The following is a 16,458-nucleotide window of genomic DNA, read 5'->3' as shown; positions in this document are numbered from 1 at the left end:
TCCCCGGGTCACCCGCCCCGGGCGGACCGAACGAGTCGAAGAATCGGTCACATGCTGACAAAGTGGGTTTATGGCTGAACGGGGAGCGAGCGAGCTGTCCCTCCCGGACGACTGGCCCGCCCATCCGGACCCGATCCTGGCGCTCAACCGCATGGGCAGCTTCGACTGGGACCTGGTCAGCGGCCTGTTCCACATGGACGCCCGGGCCCACGAGGTCTTCGACCTGCGCCCGGAGGAGTACGACGGACGCGCGGAGTCGCTTGCCGTGCGCGTCCCCCGGCCGGAGAGCACCCGCCTGGACGCCCTGGTCGCCCAGGCCATCAAGGACGGCAGCGAGAACTACGGCACCTACTTCCGGCTGCGCCTGCGCGACGGCCGGCTGCGCTGGACCCACACCCAGGGCTACATCCGGCGCGACGAGGCCGGCCGGCCGTACCGGGTCATCGGCATCGTGCGGGACGCCACCCAGGAACTGAGCGAGATCGAGTCGCACCGCGAACGGGCGATCCGGGACGAGGCACGCCGCCGGCAGACCGACGTCGTGGAGACCGCCACCGCCGCCCTGGCCCACGCCCGCACCGTGGACGACGTCATCGAGGTCCTCAGGGACACCAACGGCCTCACCCGGCTGGGCGCCACCAGCCTGGTCATGGGCCTGGTGGAGGCCGGCCGCATCCGGCTGGTCGCCGACGGCCCCGACAACAGCTTCGTCCCCGGCACCCGCGTCACCCGGATCGACGAGCCCTACCCGATGAGCGAGGTGGTGCGGACCCTGGGGCCGCGGTTCATCGAGTCACCGGAGGAGTTCGCCGAGCGCTACCCCGCGCTGTGGCCGCACATCACCCACCTGGACATCACCTCGGCCGCCTATCTGCCACTGATCGCGCAGGCCCGCCCGGTCGGCGCCATCGGCCTGCTCTACAGCGACCGGTACGGCTTCTCGCCCGAGGACCGCAACGTGCTGGTCGCCCTCGGCAGCAGCATCGCCCAGAGCCTGCAGCGGGCCATGCTCTACGAGCAGGAGATGGACCTCGCCGCCGGTCTCCAGCAGGCCATGCTGCCGCGCACCATCCCCTCCGTCCCCGGCTGCGACGTCGCCGTCCGCTACCGCGCCGCCACCATCGGCGGGACACTCGGCCGCGACATCGGCGGCGACTGGTACGACCTGATCCCGCTGCCGGGCGGCCGGGTCGGCGCCGTCATCGGCGACGTCCAGGGCCACGACACCCACGCCGCGGCCGTCATGGGCCAGATGCGGATCGTGCTGCGCGCCTACGCCGCCGAGGGGCACACCCCCGCCACCGTGATGGCCCGGGCCTCCGTCTTCCTCCACGAACTCGACACCGACCGCTTCGCCACCTGCCTGTACGCCGAGGCCGACCTGGCCACCGGCGTCGTCCAGGTGGTGCGCGCCGGGCACATCGACCCGCTGGTACGGGGCCCGGACGGGACCTGCCGCCGGGTCCCCGTCGCCGGCGGGCTGCCGCTCGGCCTGTCCGCCGAGTTCGGACGGCTCGACTGCCCCGTCTCCACCCTCGAACTCGACCCCGGCTCCACCCTGGTGCTGTGCACCGACGGCCTGGTCGAGCAGCCCGGCACCGACCTCGGCGACGGCGTACGGGCGCTGGCCGCGACGGTCGCCTCGGGGCCGTCCGACGTCAGGGAACTGGCCGACCTGCTCATCCGCGAGGCCGAGGAGCGCGGCGGTGAGGACGACGTGGCCCTGCTCCTGCTGCGCCGCCGCGGCCTGGAGGCCCCGCGTTCGCACGGCCGGCTCCAGCAGCACGTGGCCCCCGGGGACCCCGAGGCGCTCGCCGAGGCCCGTCATCTGATCCGGGCCGCGGTGCGGGCCTGGGGCGCGGGTGAGCACGGCGACGAGATCGAACTCGTCGCCGACGAGCTGATCACCAACGCGCTGATGCACACCGAGGGTGCCGCGGTCCTCACCCTGCGGTTCCTCACCGGCGTCGACCGCCGGCTGCGGATCGAGGTCGAGGACTCCTCCAGTGCCCTGCCGCGCCGCCGCGACGCGGGCGAGTCCGGCGTCTCCGGGCGGGGGCTGCTGCTGGTGGAGACGCTGGCGAACGGGTGGGGCGTGGAGGCGCGGGGCGGCGGCAAGTGCGTGTGGTCGGAGTTCCTGGTGCGGGGGCCGCGGGCCTGAGGCGCGAGGTGGCGCTGTCGGTCCCCGGTGGCACTCTGGACACATGCCCGAACTCCCCGAGGTCGAGGCGCTCCGGCAGTTCCTGACCGAGCACCTCACCGGTCACGAGATCGTCCGCGCCCTGCCCGTGGCGATCAGCGTCCTGAAGACCTACGACCCGCCGCTCACGGCCCTGGAAGGGCACGCCGTGGCCGCCGTGCACCGGCACGGCAAGTTCCTCGACCTGGAGACGGAGGGCGGCCCCCGGCTGGTGACCCACCTGGCCCGGGCCGGCTGGCTGCACTGGAAGGACCGCCTCCCCGACGGCGTCCCCCGCCCCGGCAAGGGGCCCCTCGCCCTGCGCGTCGCCCTGGAGACCGGCGCCGGGTTCGACCTGACGGAGGCGGGCACGCAGAAGCGCCTCGCCGTGTACGTCGTCCGGGACCCGGCCGAGGTGCCCGGGGTGGCCCGGCTCGGCCCGGACCCGCTCGCCGACGACTTCGACGAGGCCCGCCTGGCCGCCCTGCTGCACGGCGAGCGGCGGCAGCTCAAGGGGGCGCTGCGCGACCAGAGCCTGATCGCCGGAGTCGGCAACGCCTACAGCGACGAGATCCTGCACGCGGCGCGGATGTCCCCCTTCAAACTGGCCGCGTCCCTCACCCCGGAGGAGCTGAGCGGGCTCTACGCGGCCTTGCGGGAGACGCTCACCGAGGCGGTCGAGCGCTCCCGGGGCGTGGCGGCCGGGCGGCTGAAGGCCGAGAAGAAGAGCGGCCTGCGGGTGCACGGCCGTACCGGCGAGCCCTGCCCGGTCTGCGGCGACACCGTCCGCGAGGTCTCCTTCAGCGACTCCTCGCTCCAGTACTGCCCGACCTGCCAGACGGGCGGCAGGCCGCTGGCGGACCGGAGGCTGTCCCGGCTGCTGAAGTGACCCCGCCGACGGCCTACCGGGTGGACAGGGTGACCAACCGCTCCCCGCCCGACGTCCGTACCTCGTACCGGGCGATCTGGTCCGGACGCAGCGCGGCGCCACCGCGCACGGTGGTGGCCCGGGTGTCGTGCCCGGGCACGTGCCAGCCCGCGACGGTCGTCTCGGAGCCGTCCCGGCCGACGGCGACGAGCCGGCAGGGCCGAGGGCCCGCCCCATCCCTGACCTCGATCTCGACGCCGCTGCCCCAGGGCCGGTACTCGGCGGTCACCCGGGCCCACACCCCCGACCGCCGGTCGGTGGCGGCCACCCGCACCGCGTCCTCGCCCCGCGTCGCGAGCAGCGCGGCGCCGGGCGCGGCCACCGCGCACACCAGCGCCGCGGCCGTGGCGCACCACAGCCTGCGGCGGGCGGCGCGCTGCCCCGCGGCCACCTCGGACAGCAGCCGGTCAAGGAGCCGGGGGCCGGGCCCGGCGAACGGGTGCACGGCGCGCGGGGCGGCCCTGCGGTACAGCAGCAACTGCCGGGCCACCGGCCGCAGCCCGGTCACCGTCGCGGTGCAGCGGGGGCACCCCATGAGGTGGTCCTCGAAGCGGAACGCGTCCCGCTCGTCGAGGACACCGAGCGCGTAGGCGCCGGCGTCGTGATGCCTCTCCAGGGACCTCATGCCGCATTCCTCGTGCCGTCGGGCGGGGTGACTTCCTGCCCCCACCCGTACGCGGCCCACCGCCGAATCACTCAACCCGGCCGGCACCGTGACGCCGGCCGGCCGAGCGGATCCGCCGGGCCCTGGAGCGCGCGAGGTGCCCGGAGGAACGGACCTAGAAGAGGTGGATGGCGAGGTGGCCGAGCGGCAGTCCCAGCTGCCACGCCGGGGTCCACACCTTCGGGCCCTCGTCCTCGCCGGTGGCGGGGGCGCCGCCCGGCACCGCGTTCAGGTCCGGCGCGAGCAGTTCGGTGTCCTGGAGCCAGCGCCAGGCCGCCCGCGCCAGGACCAGGTCGCCGTCCGGACCGCCGCCGGCCGCGGTCTCGGCCAGCCGCTCGCGCACCCACTCCCGCCACGGCTGGTCGTACGCCGTCAGGGAGAGCCAGGTCTCCAGCCGGGAGACGACCTCGGCGCCGCACAGCTCGCCGTCGGTGTCGGACAGGAAGACGGTCAGCGCCAGCGCGTAGCGCCCGGCGCGGAACTCGAAGGACGTGGGCGGCATCAGATCGCCGCCGCGCAGCAACTGGTCGGCGACGTACTCGGCGTACAACCACGCCATGGGGACGGTCAGTTCGTCCCCGCCGCCGTCCGTGTCCTCGTGATCTCTGTGCAGCATCCCTTCCTGCCCTTCCTCCGGTGCGTGTGCGTCGCCCCACCCGGACCCTGCCGAGGGCCCCGTCCGGAACACGGATGAGGACAGCCGATTACCCAACCGGGGTCCACGGCAAGGCGCTTTACGGAGGCTTGACCCAGCGTCCGGTTTCATCGCAGGTCGGTGGCGTATCCCGGCAGCACCCGGCGCAGGGCGCGCAGCGCGTAGAACGCCCGGGACTTCACGGTACCCGCCGGTATGCCCAGGGTCGTCGCCGCTTCCGCCACACTCGCCCCCTGGAAATACACCAGCACCAGGACTTCACGGTGTTCCGGAGTGAGTGTCTTCACAGCCTCGCGCACATCGAGGGCGGCGGCGGCCCGCTCGGCGTGGTCCGCGCAGACGGGCGTGTGCTCCAGGGCCGCGTCACCGACCTCGGCCGGCCGGGCCTGCCGGGCCCGCCGCGCGTCGATCGCCAGGCGCCGGGCGACGGTGAGCAGCCAGGGCCGTACGGAGGCGAAGTCGTCGGCGCGCAGCGCCTCGGGATGCTGCCAGGCGCGGACGAGGGTCTCCTGGAGGAGGTCCTCGGCGCGCTGCCGGTCGCCGTCGCACAGCCGCAGCAGCAGCCCGAACAGCGGCCGGCCGTGCTCGCGCTGGAGCGCGGCGAGCTCGTGCTCGGCGGTCGTCGTCCCGTGGGTGAGGGTGGTTCCGGCCGTCATGGCCGTATGGCATCGCAGGGGGCGGCCGGGGGACAGGGCGGGCACACGGGTGTGCGGCGGACGGTCGATCGCGTCGACGAACGGTTCGACGAACGGTCGGTCACCGCCGTGCCCGCACGCCGGACGGGCTAATGGGCGTGTCGGAGCCGCCCGAAAAGAGCCGGGACTCCTTACCTGTTTGTGTGTAAATCTGATTTTTATCCGTGCGTGACCACACCCGGGGTGAACGGATGATCACACGCAGCCGACAGGTGGCCCTGGCGCTGACCGCCCTCCTCACGGCGGGCGCGGCCTGCCAGGCCCGCGACCACGAGCCACCGCCGGACCGGCCGGCCCCGTCCCCCTCAGCGGCCTCGGGAGCCTCGGGGACCGCTCCGGGCCGGAGCGCCGGAGCCTTCACCCTGGTCGCCTCCGGCGACGTCCTGCCGCACGACTCGGTCATCGAGCGCGCCCGCTTCGACGCGGGCGGCAGCGGCTACGACTTCGGCCCGATGCTGGCCGGCGTCGCCCCCGTCGTCTCCCGGGCCGACCTCGCCCTGTGCCACATGGAGACCGTGTACGGCGCGGACGGCGACTACTCCGGCTATCCCCTCTTCAAGTCCCCGCCCGAGGTGGCGGCGGGCCTCGCGGCCACCGGCTACGACGGCTGCTCCACCGCCTCCAACCACACCCTCGACGACGGCGCGGACGGCATCCGCCGCACCCTCGACGCCCTCGACCGGGCCGGCGTACGGCACGCCGGGTCCGCGCGCACCGAGCAGGAGGCCCGCACCGTCACCGTCCTGCGGGCCGGCCATGCCCGCGTCGCCCACCTCGCCTACACCTACGGCACCAACGGCCGCCCGCTGCCCGCCGGGCAGCCCTGGGCGGTGAACCTGATCGACGAGCAGCGCGTCCTCGCCGACGCCGCGGCCGCGCGCCAGGCGGGCGCCGACGTGGTCGTGGTCTCCCTGCACTGGGGCACCGAGTGGCGGGAGGCCCCCGACGAGCGGCAGCGGTCGCTCGCCCGCTCGCTCACCGCGGCCCGCACCGCGGGGCGCCCCGACATCGACCTGATCATCGGCACCCACGCCCATGTCCCGCAGGCGTACGAGAAGGTCAACGGCACCTGGGTGGTCTACGGGATGGGCGACCAGATCGCCGGCGAGATGACCAACGACGCGGGGGCGCCCGATCCGCGCGGCAACCAGTCGACGATCGGCCGCTTCACCTTCGCGCCGCCCGCCCGGCCGGGCGGGCGCTGGGAGGTGACCAAGGCGGAGTTCGTGCCCCAGCTCTTCGACATCGACGCGGGGCGGGTGGTGAACCTCAACCGGGCGCTCGCGCAGGGCGCCGAGGTACGCGCCGTGCGCGACCGCATCCGGGACGTGGTGCTGGGGCGCGGCGCGGCGAAGGACGGGCTGGTGATGGGGGAGTAGCCCGACGGACTCCCGGCCCCGGAAGGCGGACGTCGGTGAGCTGCCCGTGAGACAGAGGCAGAAGCAGAGGCGGAGGCGGCGTCACGGCACGACCGTCACCGGCCAGCGGCCCGCCTTCACCAGCCGGATCGCCACGGAACCGACGATGCGGTGTCCCGCCTGTTCGGAGGCGCCCACCACCACGGCGTCCGCCTTCAGGTCGTCGGCCGCCTGCCGGAGGCCGTTGAACGGATCGCCACGGAACGTGTGGAACTCCCAGCGGACCTCGAATATCCCCTTGGCCCGCTCGGCCGCCTCCCGGATGTGGGCGACCAGGTCCTCCGCGATCTCGTCGGTCGTCTCCGCGACCGGCGCCCCGAGCGACACCCCCGCCGCCAGCATCGGCTGCACGTACACCACGGCGAGCAGCGCGTGCTGCCGCCGGGCCAGACCACCGGCGTAGGCCGCCGCCCGGAGCGAGGAGGCCGACCCGTCCACGCCGACGACGATGACCTTGGGCCCGTCCGTGCCCCGCTCGAACTGATGGGAATGCTGCTGTTCCGGTTCCGTCACGCGGCGAGGTTATCGGAACGGGCGGACGCCGCCGGCGGGGGAGGCCCGGCAGGCCGGCGCCGGTCCGGCGCTGGTCCGGGCGGGTGGATTCGTGCCGCCGCCCCGGTGTCGCACTGGTGCGTCGGCCGGTGGCCGGGCGACTGATGAGTCATGAAGACGGATCAGTTGCTCACCCGGCGCGGGGCGTTGCTCGCCGGCGCCGCCGCGGTGGGGGCGGCCGGGACCGCCGGTGTGCTCGGGGCCCTGACCGGGAAGGAGCCGGTCGCGGCCCGTCCGGCCGCCCCCGGCCCTCCGGCTCGCCGCGCGTCCAAGCCCTCCGCCTACCGCCTGCGGCCCCTGACCGGTCACGGCCCGCCGCGCACCGCCCTCGCCCCCGTCCCGGTCCGGCGCGAGCCGCTCCTGAGCGTCCCCGGGGGCGGCCGCGTCATGGTGCTGACCTTCGACGACGGCCCCGACCCCCGCTACACCCCCGACATCCTGGACACCCTGGCCGAGTACGGGGTGCGCGCGATGTTCTTCGTGTGCGGCGAGATGGCCGTGGACAACAAGGACCTGCTGGCCCGGATGGCCGACGACGGACACGTCGTCGGCAACCACACCTGGTCCCACCCGCTGCTCACCCGGCTCGGCCGCGACGACATCCGCTTCGAGATGGAGCGCACCGCCGAGGTCATCGACGCGGCCTTCGGCGAGCCGCCCCGCTGGTTCCGGGCGCCCTACGGGGCGTGGAACCGCGCCGCCTTCCAGCTCGGCGCCGAACTCGGCATGGAACCGCTCGCCTGGACCGTCGACACCCTGGACTGGACCACCCCCGGCACCCGCGCCATCGTCGACCGGGTCGAGGACGGAGCCGCCCCCGGCGTCGTGGTGCTCTCGCACGACGCCGGGGGCGACCGTTCGCAGAGTGTGCGCGCCCTGCGTTCCTACCTTCCGAGCCTGCTGGACTCCGGGTACCACCTCACCGTGCCCCGGCGGCCCCGCGTCTGACGCCCGTGCGCCCGCCGGGCCGGGACTCCGCCCGGAGGATTCCCGCGATTCCTCTCGACGGATTCCTCTCGGTGGATTCCTCTCGGCGGGTTCCGGTCAGCGGATTCCGGTCAGGCGGGCGAAGGCGACCACGTTCCCGGCGTATCCGTTCTGCTTGGAGAATCCGCCGCCGCAGGTGATGACGCGCAATTCCGGACTTCCCTTGGAGGCGTACACCCGGTCGCCGGGGAAATCGTCCTTCTCGAAGACCTCGATGCCGTAGATCTCGAACTCGGCGGTCTTTCCGTCCGCGCGGTCGACCTCGACCTTGTTCCCCTTCTTCAGGGCACCGAGTCCGTAGAAGACGGCCGGGCCCTGTTTGTTGTCGACATGCCCGACCACGACCGCGGTGCCCTTCTCCCCGGGCGAGACCGCGCCCGTGAACCAGCCGGCCAGATTCGGGTCCTCGGGCGGCGGCGCGCCGACCCAGCCGTCCGCGTCGAGGCCCACCGGCATCATCGGCGCGTCCACCTGGATGGCGGGGATCCGCACCCGGTCGGGTACCGCGTACGGCAGTGGCGCGAGGCTCTTCGGGACGGTGCCGCCCTCCGCGCGGCGGGCCTCGGCGGCCGCGGCCGACGCGGGCTGCGGCGGGCCCGCGTCGAATTCCCCCGAACCGTTGCGAATGAGCGCGAGGCCGGTCAGCAGGACAAGAGCTATGACACCCCACGGAGCGCGCTTCCTGTGCCGCTCCTCCTCTTCGGCCAGCTCGGACGCAGACATTCGACATCCCCTCTCGACACAGCCGTCGCCGTGTCAGTCGCGCATACCGGAAACGCTAGGTGCCGTCCGGCGCGGCGGCGACGGGGCGGATGCGAACGGGTGGATCCGCATACGGCCGGTGAGCCATCCGAGGCGCCGGGCACGGGAAATTTCTGACGGTCCGTGACCTGCGGTGATATCCACTGCCGAGGTTCCGCCGCGGCAGCGCCGCTCACCAGGACGGACCATCGCCGAAATGCGCCTGGGGCCGCACCAACTGAGGGTTTTTCCGGGAGGCGCTTTCTCGCCGATCGACCGGGGACGGGTCCCGGGGCGTCTTCCGCGGAGGATCACATGCGTAACTCCCGTGCCCTGGCGGCCGCAGGCGCCGCCGTCGTTGTTTCCGGGGTTCTCGGGCTCGCCGCTCCCACGGCCGTCGCGTGGGACACGCCGAGCAACATCGTGGCCCTGCCCAGCGTCATCGCCCGCGGTGGCCAGATGACCGTCACCGTCGACGGCTGCCCGCACGGCGGCACGATGACCTCGCGCGCCTTCCCGACCACCCACCTGACACCGGTGCGGGGTGCCAACGAGACCTCCAAGGGCGTCGCCACCATCAAGAGCGACGCCCGCCCCGGCTCCTACGAGATCAAGGTCAACTGCTCGGGCCGGACACTGACCCGGCCGGCCGCGTTCACCGTCATCGGCGGGGTCCGGGGCGGCATCGGCGGCAGCAACTCCAGCGGCGCGACGCCGGCCGACATGGCGATCGGTGGCGGTCTGGTCGCCGCGGCGGTGGCGGGCGGCGGGCTGTTCTGGATGCGCCGCCGGGCCGAGCGGCGCGCCTGACCGGTGTGCCCGGCGCCCGGCCGGGCCCCGCCTTCGGGGGGGCGGGCTCCCGGGCGCCGAACGGAACCCGCACGGGACTTCACCCCGGCTCCCTTCCTCGGGGAGCCGGGGTGAAGTGTGGTGCGCGGGCGCGGGGAGGGGTCCGTCAGCCGCCGTCCTCGCCCGTGCGGCGGCGGGAGAGGTGGTACGCCGCGCCCACCGAGCCGGCGACGAGCAGCGCGCCGAGCCCGAGGTTCTTGAGGTCGAAGCCCGCCACGGTGCCGCCCTCGCCGGCGTGTACGCCCTTCTCCGGGTGCTCGTGACGGCCGTGCCCGGGGTGTTCCGGCGGCGGCGGTGGGGCGCTGGTGGGAGGGGGCGGCGACGTGGGTGTGGGGCTCGACCCGCCGGCGATGGTCAGGCCGGTCGTCCCGGTCGCCCCGTCGCAGCGGAACGCCACCTGGTGGACCGAGCCCGGTCTGGCGTCCCGGTCGACCACCGCGGTGGCCGACGTGTGCCTGGGGGGAATGGTCACCGGGTCGAACACCGGGGCGGAGACCGTCGCGGGACCCTTGCAGCGGCCGTCGGCGCGGTCGACGATCAGGGTGACCTCGCCGCCCGCCGCGATGGTGGAGGGCAGGACGCGGAAACCGAACGGGGTGACGGTGCTGTCGCCGGCCGCGCCGGCGACCGGGACACAGGACGTGAGGGCGCAGGCGCCCAGCAGTGCGGCCGCAGCGACGGGTATCGCGCGCATGAAGGATCCTCCGGGTCCCGAGGAGCAGTTGCGGACCTGTTCCGCTCGCGACGGACATGCACCTCGATGTCCGAAACGCTAGGAAGGCGCGCGGAGGGGCGCGATCGCAGTCGCGCGAATGGGGCAACGGGCTGGGCCGCCCAGGGGAAGGGCCGGACGGACGGCACCCGTCGGCCGCCGCCCCCCTCCGCCCGGACGGACGCACTCGGAGACGCACTCAGGGACGCCGTCAGGGGGACGCCGTCAGGGGGACGCCCCCAGGGACCGCCCCAGGACCCCAGGACGCCCTCAGCTCTTGACGCCCGGGAAGAGCCCCAGGTACGGGTCGGTCGAGGCGCCGAAGCCCCGGCCGTAGGGGTCGTCGAAGTCCCAGATCAGGAAGAGCAGGAAGGCGATCAGCGCCGAGAACAGCCCGGCCAGCACCAGTTCGCGCGCGGTGCGCCGGATCTGCAGGGCGAAGATCATGCCGATGGTGACGACACCCCCGGTGATGAGCCCGAACCACACCACGCCCGGCATGGTCGACCCGGTCGACTCCGCCCGCGAGACACGGGCCTGGTCGGCGGCGCTCACCTGGTCCAGGAGCGGCTGGTAGGCCTGGGCCTCGAAGTCGGACCGGGGCTCGTAGTCCGTCACGTCCGCGCGGATCCGGTCCAGGAGCGCGGTGCCGCGCTCGGTGACGTCCCCGGTGTCGGCCATGGCCGGCCACTCGACGCTGACGACGTGTCCGACATAGGCATTGACATCGTCCCGAATCCGGTCGCGGACCTCGGGCGGATAGACCCGGACCCGCTCCGAGATCTCGTGCAGCGCCACCGCCTCCGCCTGGACGTGGTCCTGGGCGGCGCTGCGGGCCTCCCAGACGCCCGCGATGGCCAGACCCAGGACGATGGCGTACACCACGCCGATCCACATGGTCATGTACTCGATGACGTCCGGGGTCTCGGTGATGTCCTCGTCGTCCGCGGCCCTGCGGTGCCGTACGACGGTGATGACGACCACGACCGCACAGGCGGCCAGCATCGCGAGGGTGAGAACAAGCCATTCCGGCAAGAGAAGCCTCCAGGGATCAGCGCGGGCGCAGGGCGACGACGGCGGCCAGCGCGGGGATCAGGATGAGCAGGACGAAGACGAGCGGGGACATGGCGCCGTGCGTGGAGCGCGGCTGCTGCGGGGCGGAGCGGTGGCGCGGGTAGTGCACCGGGGACAGGGACGGCGTGGGCGTGGGCGTGGCCGAGGCCGGCGGAGCCGACGGGCGCGGGGGCGCGGGCGCCGGGGTGGCGCTGGGGGACGGCGGCCGGACGGGCGGCGGGGGCGCCGGACGCGGTGGCGCGGGAGGTTCGGGCTCGGGCGTGGGACGGGCCGGCGGGGACGGGGTTCGAGAGGGAGGGGGAGGGGGATCGGGGGACGGCGGCTCCGGGGACGGCGGCTCCGGGGACGGCGGCTCCGGGGACGGCGGCTCCGGCGGAGCGGGCGGCGTGGGCGTGGGGCTCGGCGTGGGCGGCGGGCACGGCGGGAACGTGGGCCAGGTGGCGCCGCTCCCGGCGACCGCCGCGGCCCGGTTGTCCCCCGGGCCGCTCGACACGTACGCGCACGCGTCCGCCGCCGCGGGTCCCACTGGGGCGCCGACGAGTGCGAACGCCAGCGTCACCAGGGCCAACGTCCGTCCGGCAGGGGCGGATCGGATCGGTAGGGGTCCATGCACGTGGCGAATCATCGAGGGTGCGGGGACGAGACACGCCGAAATGTCACCGGATTGGCTCAAAGGAGGGACGGTGGCCGATCGGGTGTCCGTCGGCTCGTACGGGTGTCTGGCCAAGTGCCGCGTGGCGAGGGGCCGTTGAAGAAACTCGTGCCTCCGTTGAACGCCGACGGGCCGCCGGTGCGTACCCCATGCCGTGCGGAGGAGCGGAACTCCTCCGCACCACCCATACAAGAAGGGGGAGTTGACGATGAGGACCTCGTGGCGGAACGCCTCACTCGTGGCGAGCGCCGCGGTGGTGCTGGCACTGACGACGGCGTGCGGTCAGGACGGCGGCACCACCGGCGCCGGCCAGAACGTGGGCGCCTCGGCCCAGCCCGGCGAGATCGGCAACGTCGGCGCCGGCCAGGGGCTCGAAGCGGGCGCCGGCAACGCGCGGTCGGCGAGCCCGGTCACGGCCGGCAAGCTGTCCGTCGCCACCGACGCGGCACTCGGCGAGCTGGTGACCGACGGCGACGGCCGCACCCTGTACCGCTTCGACGCGGACACCGCCGAGCCGCCCAGGACCACCTGCGAGGCGGACTGCGCCACGGCCTGGCCGCCGGTGGCCGCCGACGACGCGATCGCCGGCGAGGGCATCGACGAGTCCCTGCTCGGCGAGGTCACCCGCCCCGACGGGACCGAGCAGCTCACCATCGGCGGCTGGCCGGCGTACCGCTACGCCAAGGACACGGCCGCCGGGGACGTCAAGGGCCAGGGCGTGAACGGCAAGTGGTTCGCGCTGGCCGCCGACGGCACGAAGGCGGCCCGGCCCGGGCTCTCCACCCGTGAGGACCCGGAGCTGGGCGAGATCGTCGTCGACAAGGACGGGATGACCGTCTACCGCTTCCTGAAGGACGAGGCCTGGCCCGATCCGGTGTCCGCCTGCACCGGCGACTGCCTGAAGAAATGGCCGGTCGTCGCCCCGGTCGAGACCAACGACACCGAGGACGTCGAGAGGAAGGGCCTGATGAGCTTCACCCGGCCCGACGGCGCCGCCCAGCAGACCCTCGACTGCTGGCCCCTGTACACCTTCGCCGGCGACGAGGAGCCCGGCGACATCAACGGTCAGGGCGTCGGCGGCACCTGGTACGCCGTCGCCCCCGACGGAAAGGCGGTGGGCGCGCCCCAGAAGTAACCGACCCTCCCCGAGGCCGGGCCGCCCCCTCCGTACCGGACGCAGGGGGCGGCCCGGCGTGCGCGTCCGGGGGCCGCCGCGCGTACCGTCCGCGGCTGGCACGTGCCGGAGGCAGTGACCGGGAACGGATGGTCAATTTCCGTTTGGACTCGCTCCTCTGGCGGACGATCAGTAGCCTCTGCTCGAACACCGGATCGCCTTCAGCCTTGGAGAGCCAGATGGAGCGTCCCGCCTGGGCCCCGCGGAGCATCGACATCACGGTGCCCAGCGTGTCCCGGATCTACGATTTCTACCTGGGCGGTTCGCACAATTTCGAGGTCGACCGGGAAGCGGCCCGCAGAGCCATGGAGTTCATGCCGGGACTCCCCAAGGTCATGCAGGCCAACCGGGCGTTCATGCGCCGCGCGGTGCGCTTCGCCGCGGGCGAGGGCGTCACCCAGTTCCTGGACATCGGCTCCGGCATCCCCACCTTCGGCAACGTCCACGAGGTGGCCCGGCGGGCCTGCCCGGGCGCCCGCGTCGTCTACGTCGACCACGACCCGGTGGCCGTCGCGCACAGCGAGGCCGTCCTGGCCGGCGACGAGGACGCCGACATCGTTGCCGCCGACCTGCTCAAGCCGGGCGAGATCCTCGCCAGTGAGCAGGTGGAGCGGTTGATCGACCTGAATCGGCCGGTGGCCCTGCTCCTCGTTGCCATACTGCACTTCGTGGCAGACGAGGACGACCCGTACGCGGCGGTGGCCGAGTTGAGCTCCGCGCTCGCGCCCGGCAGCATGCTGGTCCTCACGCACGCCGCGTACGAGGGCATCCCGCTGCCGCCGGAGCGGGCCACCGGCGCGGTGGACGTGTACAAGGACATCCGCAATCCGCTGATCATGCGCACGCGCGAGGAGATCGCGCGGTTCTTCGAGGGGTACGACATGGTGGAACCCGGACTGGTGCCGATGGCGCGCTGGCGCCCCGAGGGCGCGCCGGAGGACGAGGACCCCTATGCGTTCTCCGGTTTCGCGGGCGTGGGGCGTACCGCGTGACCGCGCAGCCGGACGGGCCGGAGGACAGACTGCGCAGATTCGCCACGATCTGGAGCCGGGCGGTGTTCCCGGTCACCACGACGTCGTCGACCCGGCCGGAGTTCGAGGCCGAACTGCTGCCGCTGGCCCGGCGGCTGAGCGAGGTGCTGCGCGAGCGGGCCTTCGACGCGGAGGAGGCCAAGGCGGTCGGCGCCGCGCTCGTCGACGCCCACTGCACCGACCCCGAGGCGCTCAGCCGCACGCTGGACTGCGTCGACGCCTATCTGGTGCTGTACTGCGGTGAGGGCGGCGACCAGGAGGACCTGCGGGCCCGCTCCTCGCGGATGCAGCACGCGATGGCGGCCGGTTTCGCGCAGGCGCTGCGCGCCCGCACCCTGGCCGAGCAGGAGTCCATCGCCCAGGCCGCGCTGAAGGCGCAGGGCGTGGTGGCCGCCGCGCTGCACGCCAGCGAGGCCCGCTTCCGCGCGGTCTTCGAGGGGGCCGCCATAGGCATCGGCATCGCCGACCTCGACGGCAACATCCTCCAGGTCAACGAGGCGCTGACGCGCATGTTCGGCCTGACCGACCAGAAGCTGCGCCAGGGCAGGGTCCGGGACTGGACGCACCCCGACGACGCCCCGCAGACCTGGCGGCTCTACGACGAACTGGTGCGTGGCGAGCGCGAGCACTACCACTTGGAGAAGGCGTTCTACCGGCCCGACGGCACCGTGCTGTGGACCAACCTGACCGTCTCCCTGCTGCGCGACGCCGACGGCGTCCCGCAGTACCAGCTCGCGCTGATGGAGGACACCACCGAGCGCCGGCTGCTCAATCTGCGGCTGCGCTACGAGGCCACCCACGACGCGCTCACCGGCCTGCCCAACCGCAGCTTCTTCTTCGAGCGCCTGGAGAAGGCCCTGAACGCCGGCGCGGGCCAGCGCTTCGGCCTGTGCTACCTCGACCTCGACGGCTTCAAGACCGTCAACGACAGCCTCGGGCACGCGGCCGGCGACCGGCTCCTGGTCGAGGTCGCCGACCGGCTCCAGGCCTGCGCCACCGCGCCCGGCGAGATGGTCGCCCGGCTCGGCGGCGACGAGTTCGTGGCACTCACCACCGGTACGGACACCGCGTACGAGGTCGACGAACTGGCCGGCCGGATCATGAACGCGCTGCTCGCGCCGATCGGCATCGACGGCCGGGAGATCACCGTGCGCGGCTCCATCGGCATCGTCGAGGGACCGGCGGGGGAGCGCAGCGCGGCCGAGGTGCTGCGCAGCGCCGACATCACCATGTACCGGGCCAAGTCGGCGGGCGGCAACCGCTACGAGCTGGCCGACCCGGAGGCCGACGCCCGCGCCATCACCCGGCACGGGCTGACCACCGCGCTGCCGGCGGCGCTGGAGCGCGGCGAGTTCTTCATCGAGTACCAGCCGCTGGTCCACCTCGGCGACGGCAGCGTGCGCGGCGCGGAGGCCCTGGTGCGCTGGCTGCACCCGCAGCACGGCGTGCTCGGCCCGGACCGGTTCATTCCGCTCGCCGAGCACACCGGCCTGATCGTGCCGCTGGGCCGCTGGGTCCTGGAGCAGTCGGTGCGCCAGGCCCGCGCCTGGCGGGAGCTGTACGGCGACGGCGGCGCGGACCCGCTGCGCATCAACGTCAACCTCTCGCCCTGCCAGCTCACCCACCCCGGGCTGGTCCAGGACACCGTCGACATCCTGGAGCGGGCCGGCGTCACGCCGGACGCGCTCTGCCTGGAGGTGACCGAGTCGGCGCTGATCGGCGCCGACGACGACCTGCTCAAACCGCTGCGCCGGCTGGCCGAGATGGGCGTCGACATCGCCCTGGACGACTTCGGCACCGGCTACTCCAACCTGGCCAACCTGCGCCGGCTGCCGGTGAGCGTCCTGAAACTGGACCGCTCCTTCACCCAGAGCATGCAGCAGTTCCCGGCCGACCCGGTCGACCTCAGGATCGTCGAGGGCATCGTCTCCCTCGCCCACGGCCTCGACCTCGCGGTCACCGTGGAGGGCGTGGAGACCGGCGCGCAGGCCGAGCAGCTCCGCGTCCTCGGCTGCGACACGGCCCAGGGCTGGTACTACGCCCGTCCGGGCCCGCCGGAACGGCTCCACCAGCTGGCGCTGGTGGACGCCACGGGGTGACTTCTCGGCGCAGGGTGGGCTGATGCCGCCAGGGGCGCGGGGAACCGC

The 16,458-nt window shown here is 73.8% G+C and carries 16 protein-coding genes; 8 read left to right on the top strand and 8 right to left on the bottom strand.

Annotation, left to right across the window (positions count from 1 at the left end; genetic code table 11):
- Positions 1 to 70: 70 nt before the first annotated feature.
- A complete protein-coding gene (locus tag ACZ3IG_RS07570; RefSeq protein ID WP_467429884.1) occupies positions 71 to 2,161 on the top strand; it encodes a SpoIIE family protein phosphatase in 2,091 nt (696 codons plus the stop codon).
- Positions 2,162 to 2,204: 43 nt separating this feature from the next.
- Positions 2,205 to 3,068, top strand: coding sequence for an Fpg/Nei family DNA glycosylase (locus tag ACZ3IG_RS07565; RefSeq protein WP_467429883.1), 864 nt, complete (start codon positions 2,205 to 2,207; stop codon positions 3,066 to 3,068).
- Between the two features lie 13 nt (positions 3,069 to 3,081).
- Here ACZ3IG_RS07565 and ACZ3IG_RS07560 read toward each other — a convergent pair whose 3' ends face one another.
- From ACZ3IG_RS07560 to ACZ3IG_RS07550, 3 genes are all read right to left on the bottom strand, one after another.
- Positions 3,082 to 3,732: a zf-HC2 domain-containing protein gene (locus tag ACZ3IG_RS07560; RefSeq protein ID WP_467429882.1), complete on the bottom strand. Its 651-nt coding sequence runs from the start codon at positions 3,730 to 3,732 to the stop codon at positions 3,082 to 3,084.
- A 154-nt stretch (positions 3,733 to 3,886) separates the two neighbouring features.
- Positions 3,887 to 4,387, bottom strand: coding sequence for a hypothetical protein (locus tag ACZ3IG_RS07555; protein ID WP_467429881.1), 501 nt, complete (start codon positions 4,385 to 4,387; stop codon positions 3,887 to 3,889).
- 146 nt (positions 4,388 to 4,533) lie between these two features.
- Positions 4,534 to 5,082 (bottom strand): sigma-70 family RNA polymerase sigma factor, encoded by a 549-nt coding sequence (locus ACZ3IG_RS07550; RefSeq protein ID WP_467429879.1) that lies wholly within the window; start codon positions 5,080 to 5,082, stop codon positions 4,534 to 4,536.
- Between the two features lie 230 nt (positions 5,083 to 5,312).
- Between ACZ3IG_RS07550 and ACZ3IG_RS07545 the strand changes: the two genes are divergently transcribed.
- Positions 5,313 to 6,500: a CapA family protein gene (locus ACZ3IG_RS07545; RefSeq protein ID WP_467429878.1), complete on the top strand. Its 1,188-nt coding sequence runs from the start codon at positions 5,313 to 5,315 to the stop codon at positions 6,498 to 6,500.
- A gap of 81 nt (positions 6,501 to 6,581) precedes the next feature.
- Here ACZ3IG_RS07545 and ACZ3IG_RS07540 read toward each other — a convergent pair whose 3' ends face one another.
- Positions 6,582 to 7,052, bottom strand: a complete 471-nt coding sequence (locus ACZ3IG_RS07540) for a universal stress protein (protein WP_467429876.1) — start codon at positions 7,050 to 7,052, stop codon at positions 6,582 to 6,584.
- 150 nt (positions 7,053 to 7,202) lie between these two features.
- Here ACZ3IG_RS07540 and ACZ3IG_RS07535 point away from each other — a divergent pair, with 150 nt between their 5' ends.
- Complete coding sequence (locus ACZ3IG_RS07535; protein ID WP_467429873.1) at positions 7,203 to 8,039, top strand: polysaccharide deacetylase family protein; 837 nt, start codon at positions 7,203 to 7,205, stop codon at positions 8,037 to 8,039.
- Positions 8,040 to 8,135: 96 nt separating this feature from the next.
- On the opposite strand, the gene ACZ3IG_RS07530 is transcribed toward ACZ3IG_RS07535, so the two are convergent.
- Entirely contained in the window at positions 8,136 to 8,801 is a 666-nt protein-coding gene (locus ACZ3IG_RS07530; protein WP_467429872.1) for a class F sortase, read from the bottom strand.
- A 333-nt stretch (positions 8,802 to 9,134) separates the two neighbouring features.
- On the opposite strand from ACZ3IG_RS07530, the gene ACZ3IG_RS07525 reads away from it, so the two are divergent.
- The gene (locus tag ACZ3IG_RS07525) at positions 9,135 to 9,629 is read left to right on the top strand and encodes a hypothetical protein (protein ID WP_467429871.1); all 495 of its coding nucleotides are present in this window, start codon (positions 9,135 to 9,137) and stop codon (positions 9,627 to 9,629) included.
- A 145-nt stretch (positions 9,630 to 9,774) separates the two neighbouring features.
- Here the strand turns inward: ACZ3IG_RS07525 and ACZ3IG_RS07520 are convergent, their stop codons facing one another.
- From ACZ3IG_RS07520 to ACZ3IG_RS07510, 3 genes are all read right to left on the bottom strand, one after another.
- Positions 9,775 to 10,362: a hypothetical protein gene (locus ACZ3IG_RS07520; protein ID WP_467429869.1), complete on the bottom strand. Its 588-nt coding sequence runs from the start codon at positions 10,360 to 10,362 to the stop codon at positions 9,775 to 9,777.
- Positions 10,363 to 10,650: 288 nt separating this feature from the next.
- Positions 10,651 to 11,415 carry a bestrophin-like domain gene (locus tag ACZ3IG_RS07515; protein WP_467429868.1) on the bottom strand — a complete coding sequence of 255 codons (765 nt, stop codon included), beginning with the start codon at positions 11,413 to 11,415 and terminating at the stop codon, positions 10,651 to 10,653.
- A 16-nt stretch (positions 11,416 to 11,431) separates the two neighbouring features.
- Positions 11,432 to 11,563, bottom strand: a complete 132-nt coding sequence (locus ACZ3IG_RS07510; RefSeq protein WP_467429866.1) for a hypothetical protein — start codon at positions 11,561 to 11,563, stop codon at positions 11,432 to 11,434.
- A gap of 751 nt (positions 11,564 to 12,314) precedes the next feature.
- Here ACZ3IG_RS07510 and ACZ3IG_RS07505 point away from each other — a divergent pair.
- The 3 genes from ACZ3IG_RS07505 to ACZ3IG_RS07495 all read left to right on the top strand — a co-directional run bounded on the left by ACZ3IG_RS07505 (position 12,315) and on the right by ACZ3IG_RS07495 (position 16,410).
- On the top strand, positions 12,315 to 13,241 hold the full coding sequence (locus tag ACZ3IG_RS07505; protein WP_467429865.1) for an SCO0930 family lipoprotein: 927 nt from the start codon (positions 12,315 to 12,317) through the stop codon (positions 13,239 to 13,241).
- A 218-nt stretch (positions 13,242 to 13,459) separates the two neighbouring features.
- Entirely contained in the window at positions 13,460 to 14,272 is an 813-nt protein-coding gene (locus tag ACZ3IG_RS07500) for an SAM-dependent methyltransferase (protein WP_467429864.1), read from the top strand.
- Positions 14,269 to 16,410 carry a putative bifunctional diguanylate cyclase/phosphodiesterase gene (locus ACZ3IG_RS07495; RefSeq protein ID WP_467429862.1) on the top strand — a complete coding sequence of 714 codons (2,142 nt, stop codon included), beginning with the start codon at positions 14,269 to 14,271 and terminating at the stop codon, positions 16,408 to 16,410. Before ACZ3IG_RS07500 ends, ACZ3IG_RS07495 begins: the two co-directional genes overlap by 4 nt.
- The last annotated feature ends 48 nt before the right edge of the window (positions 16,411 to 16,458 follow it).

It is taken from the genome of Streptomyces sp. NPDC016677, assembly GCF_055562815.1.
The sequence above is the reverse complement of the archived record's forward strand: the minus strand, read 5'-3'. Positions and strand labels throughout refer to the sequence as shown.

Bases quoted from the DNA above. Each gene is read 5' to 3' on its own strand.
- ACZ3IG_RS07570 (WP_467429884.1), top strand. From the start codon at position 71: ATGGCTGAACGGGGAGCGAGCGAGCTGTCCCTCCCGGACGACTGGCCC.
- ACZ3IG_RS07565 (WP_467429883.1), top strand. From the start codon at position 2,205: ATGCCCGAACTCCCCGAGGTCGAGGCGCTCCGGCAGTTCCTGACCGAG.
- ACZ3IG_RS07560 (WP_467429882.1), bottom strand. From the start codon at position 3,732: ATGAGGTCCCTGGAGAGGCATCACGACGCCGGCGCCTACGCGCTCGGT.
- ACZ3IG_RS07555 (WP_467429881.1), bottom strand. From the start codon at position 4,387: ATGCTGCACAGAGATCACGAGGACACGGACGGCGGCGGGGACGAACTG.
- ACZ3IG_RS07550 (WP_467429879.1), bottom strand. From the start codon at position 5,082: ATGACGGCCGGAACCACCCTCACCCACGGGACGACGACCGCCGAGCAC.
- ACZ3IG_RS07545 (WP_467429878.1), top strand. From the start codon at position 5,313: ATGATCACACGCAGCCGACAGGTGGCCCTGGCGCTGACCGCCCTCCTC.
- ACZ3IG_RS07535 (WP_467429873.1), top strand. From the start codon at position 7,203: ATGAAGACGGATCAGTTGCTCACCCGGCGCGGGGCGTTGCTCGCCGGC.
- ACZ3IG_RS07530 (WP_467429872.1), bottom strand. From the start codon at position 8,801: ATGTCTGCGTCCGAGCTGGCCGAAGAGGAGGAGCGGCACAGGAAGCGC.
- ACZ3IG_RS07525 (WP_467429871.1), top strand. From the start codon at position 9,135: ATGCGTAACTCCCGTGCCCTGGCGGCCGCAGGCGCCGCCGTCGTTGTT.
- ACZ3IG_RS07520 (WP_467429869.1), bottom strand. From the start codon at position 10,362: ATGCGCGCGATACCCGTCGCTGCGGCCGCACTGCTGGGCGCCTGCGCC.
- ACZ3IG_RS07505 (WP_467429865.1), top strand. From the start codon at position 12,315: ATGAGGACCTCGTGGCGGAACGCCTCACTCGTGGCGAGCGCCGCGGTG.
- ACZ3IG_RS07500 (WP_467429864.1), top strand. From the start codon at position 13,460: ATGGAGCGTCCCGCCTGGGCCCCGCGGAGCATCGACATCACGGTGCCC.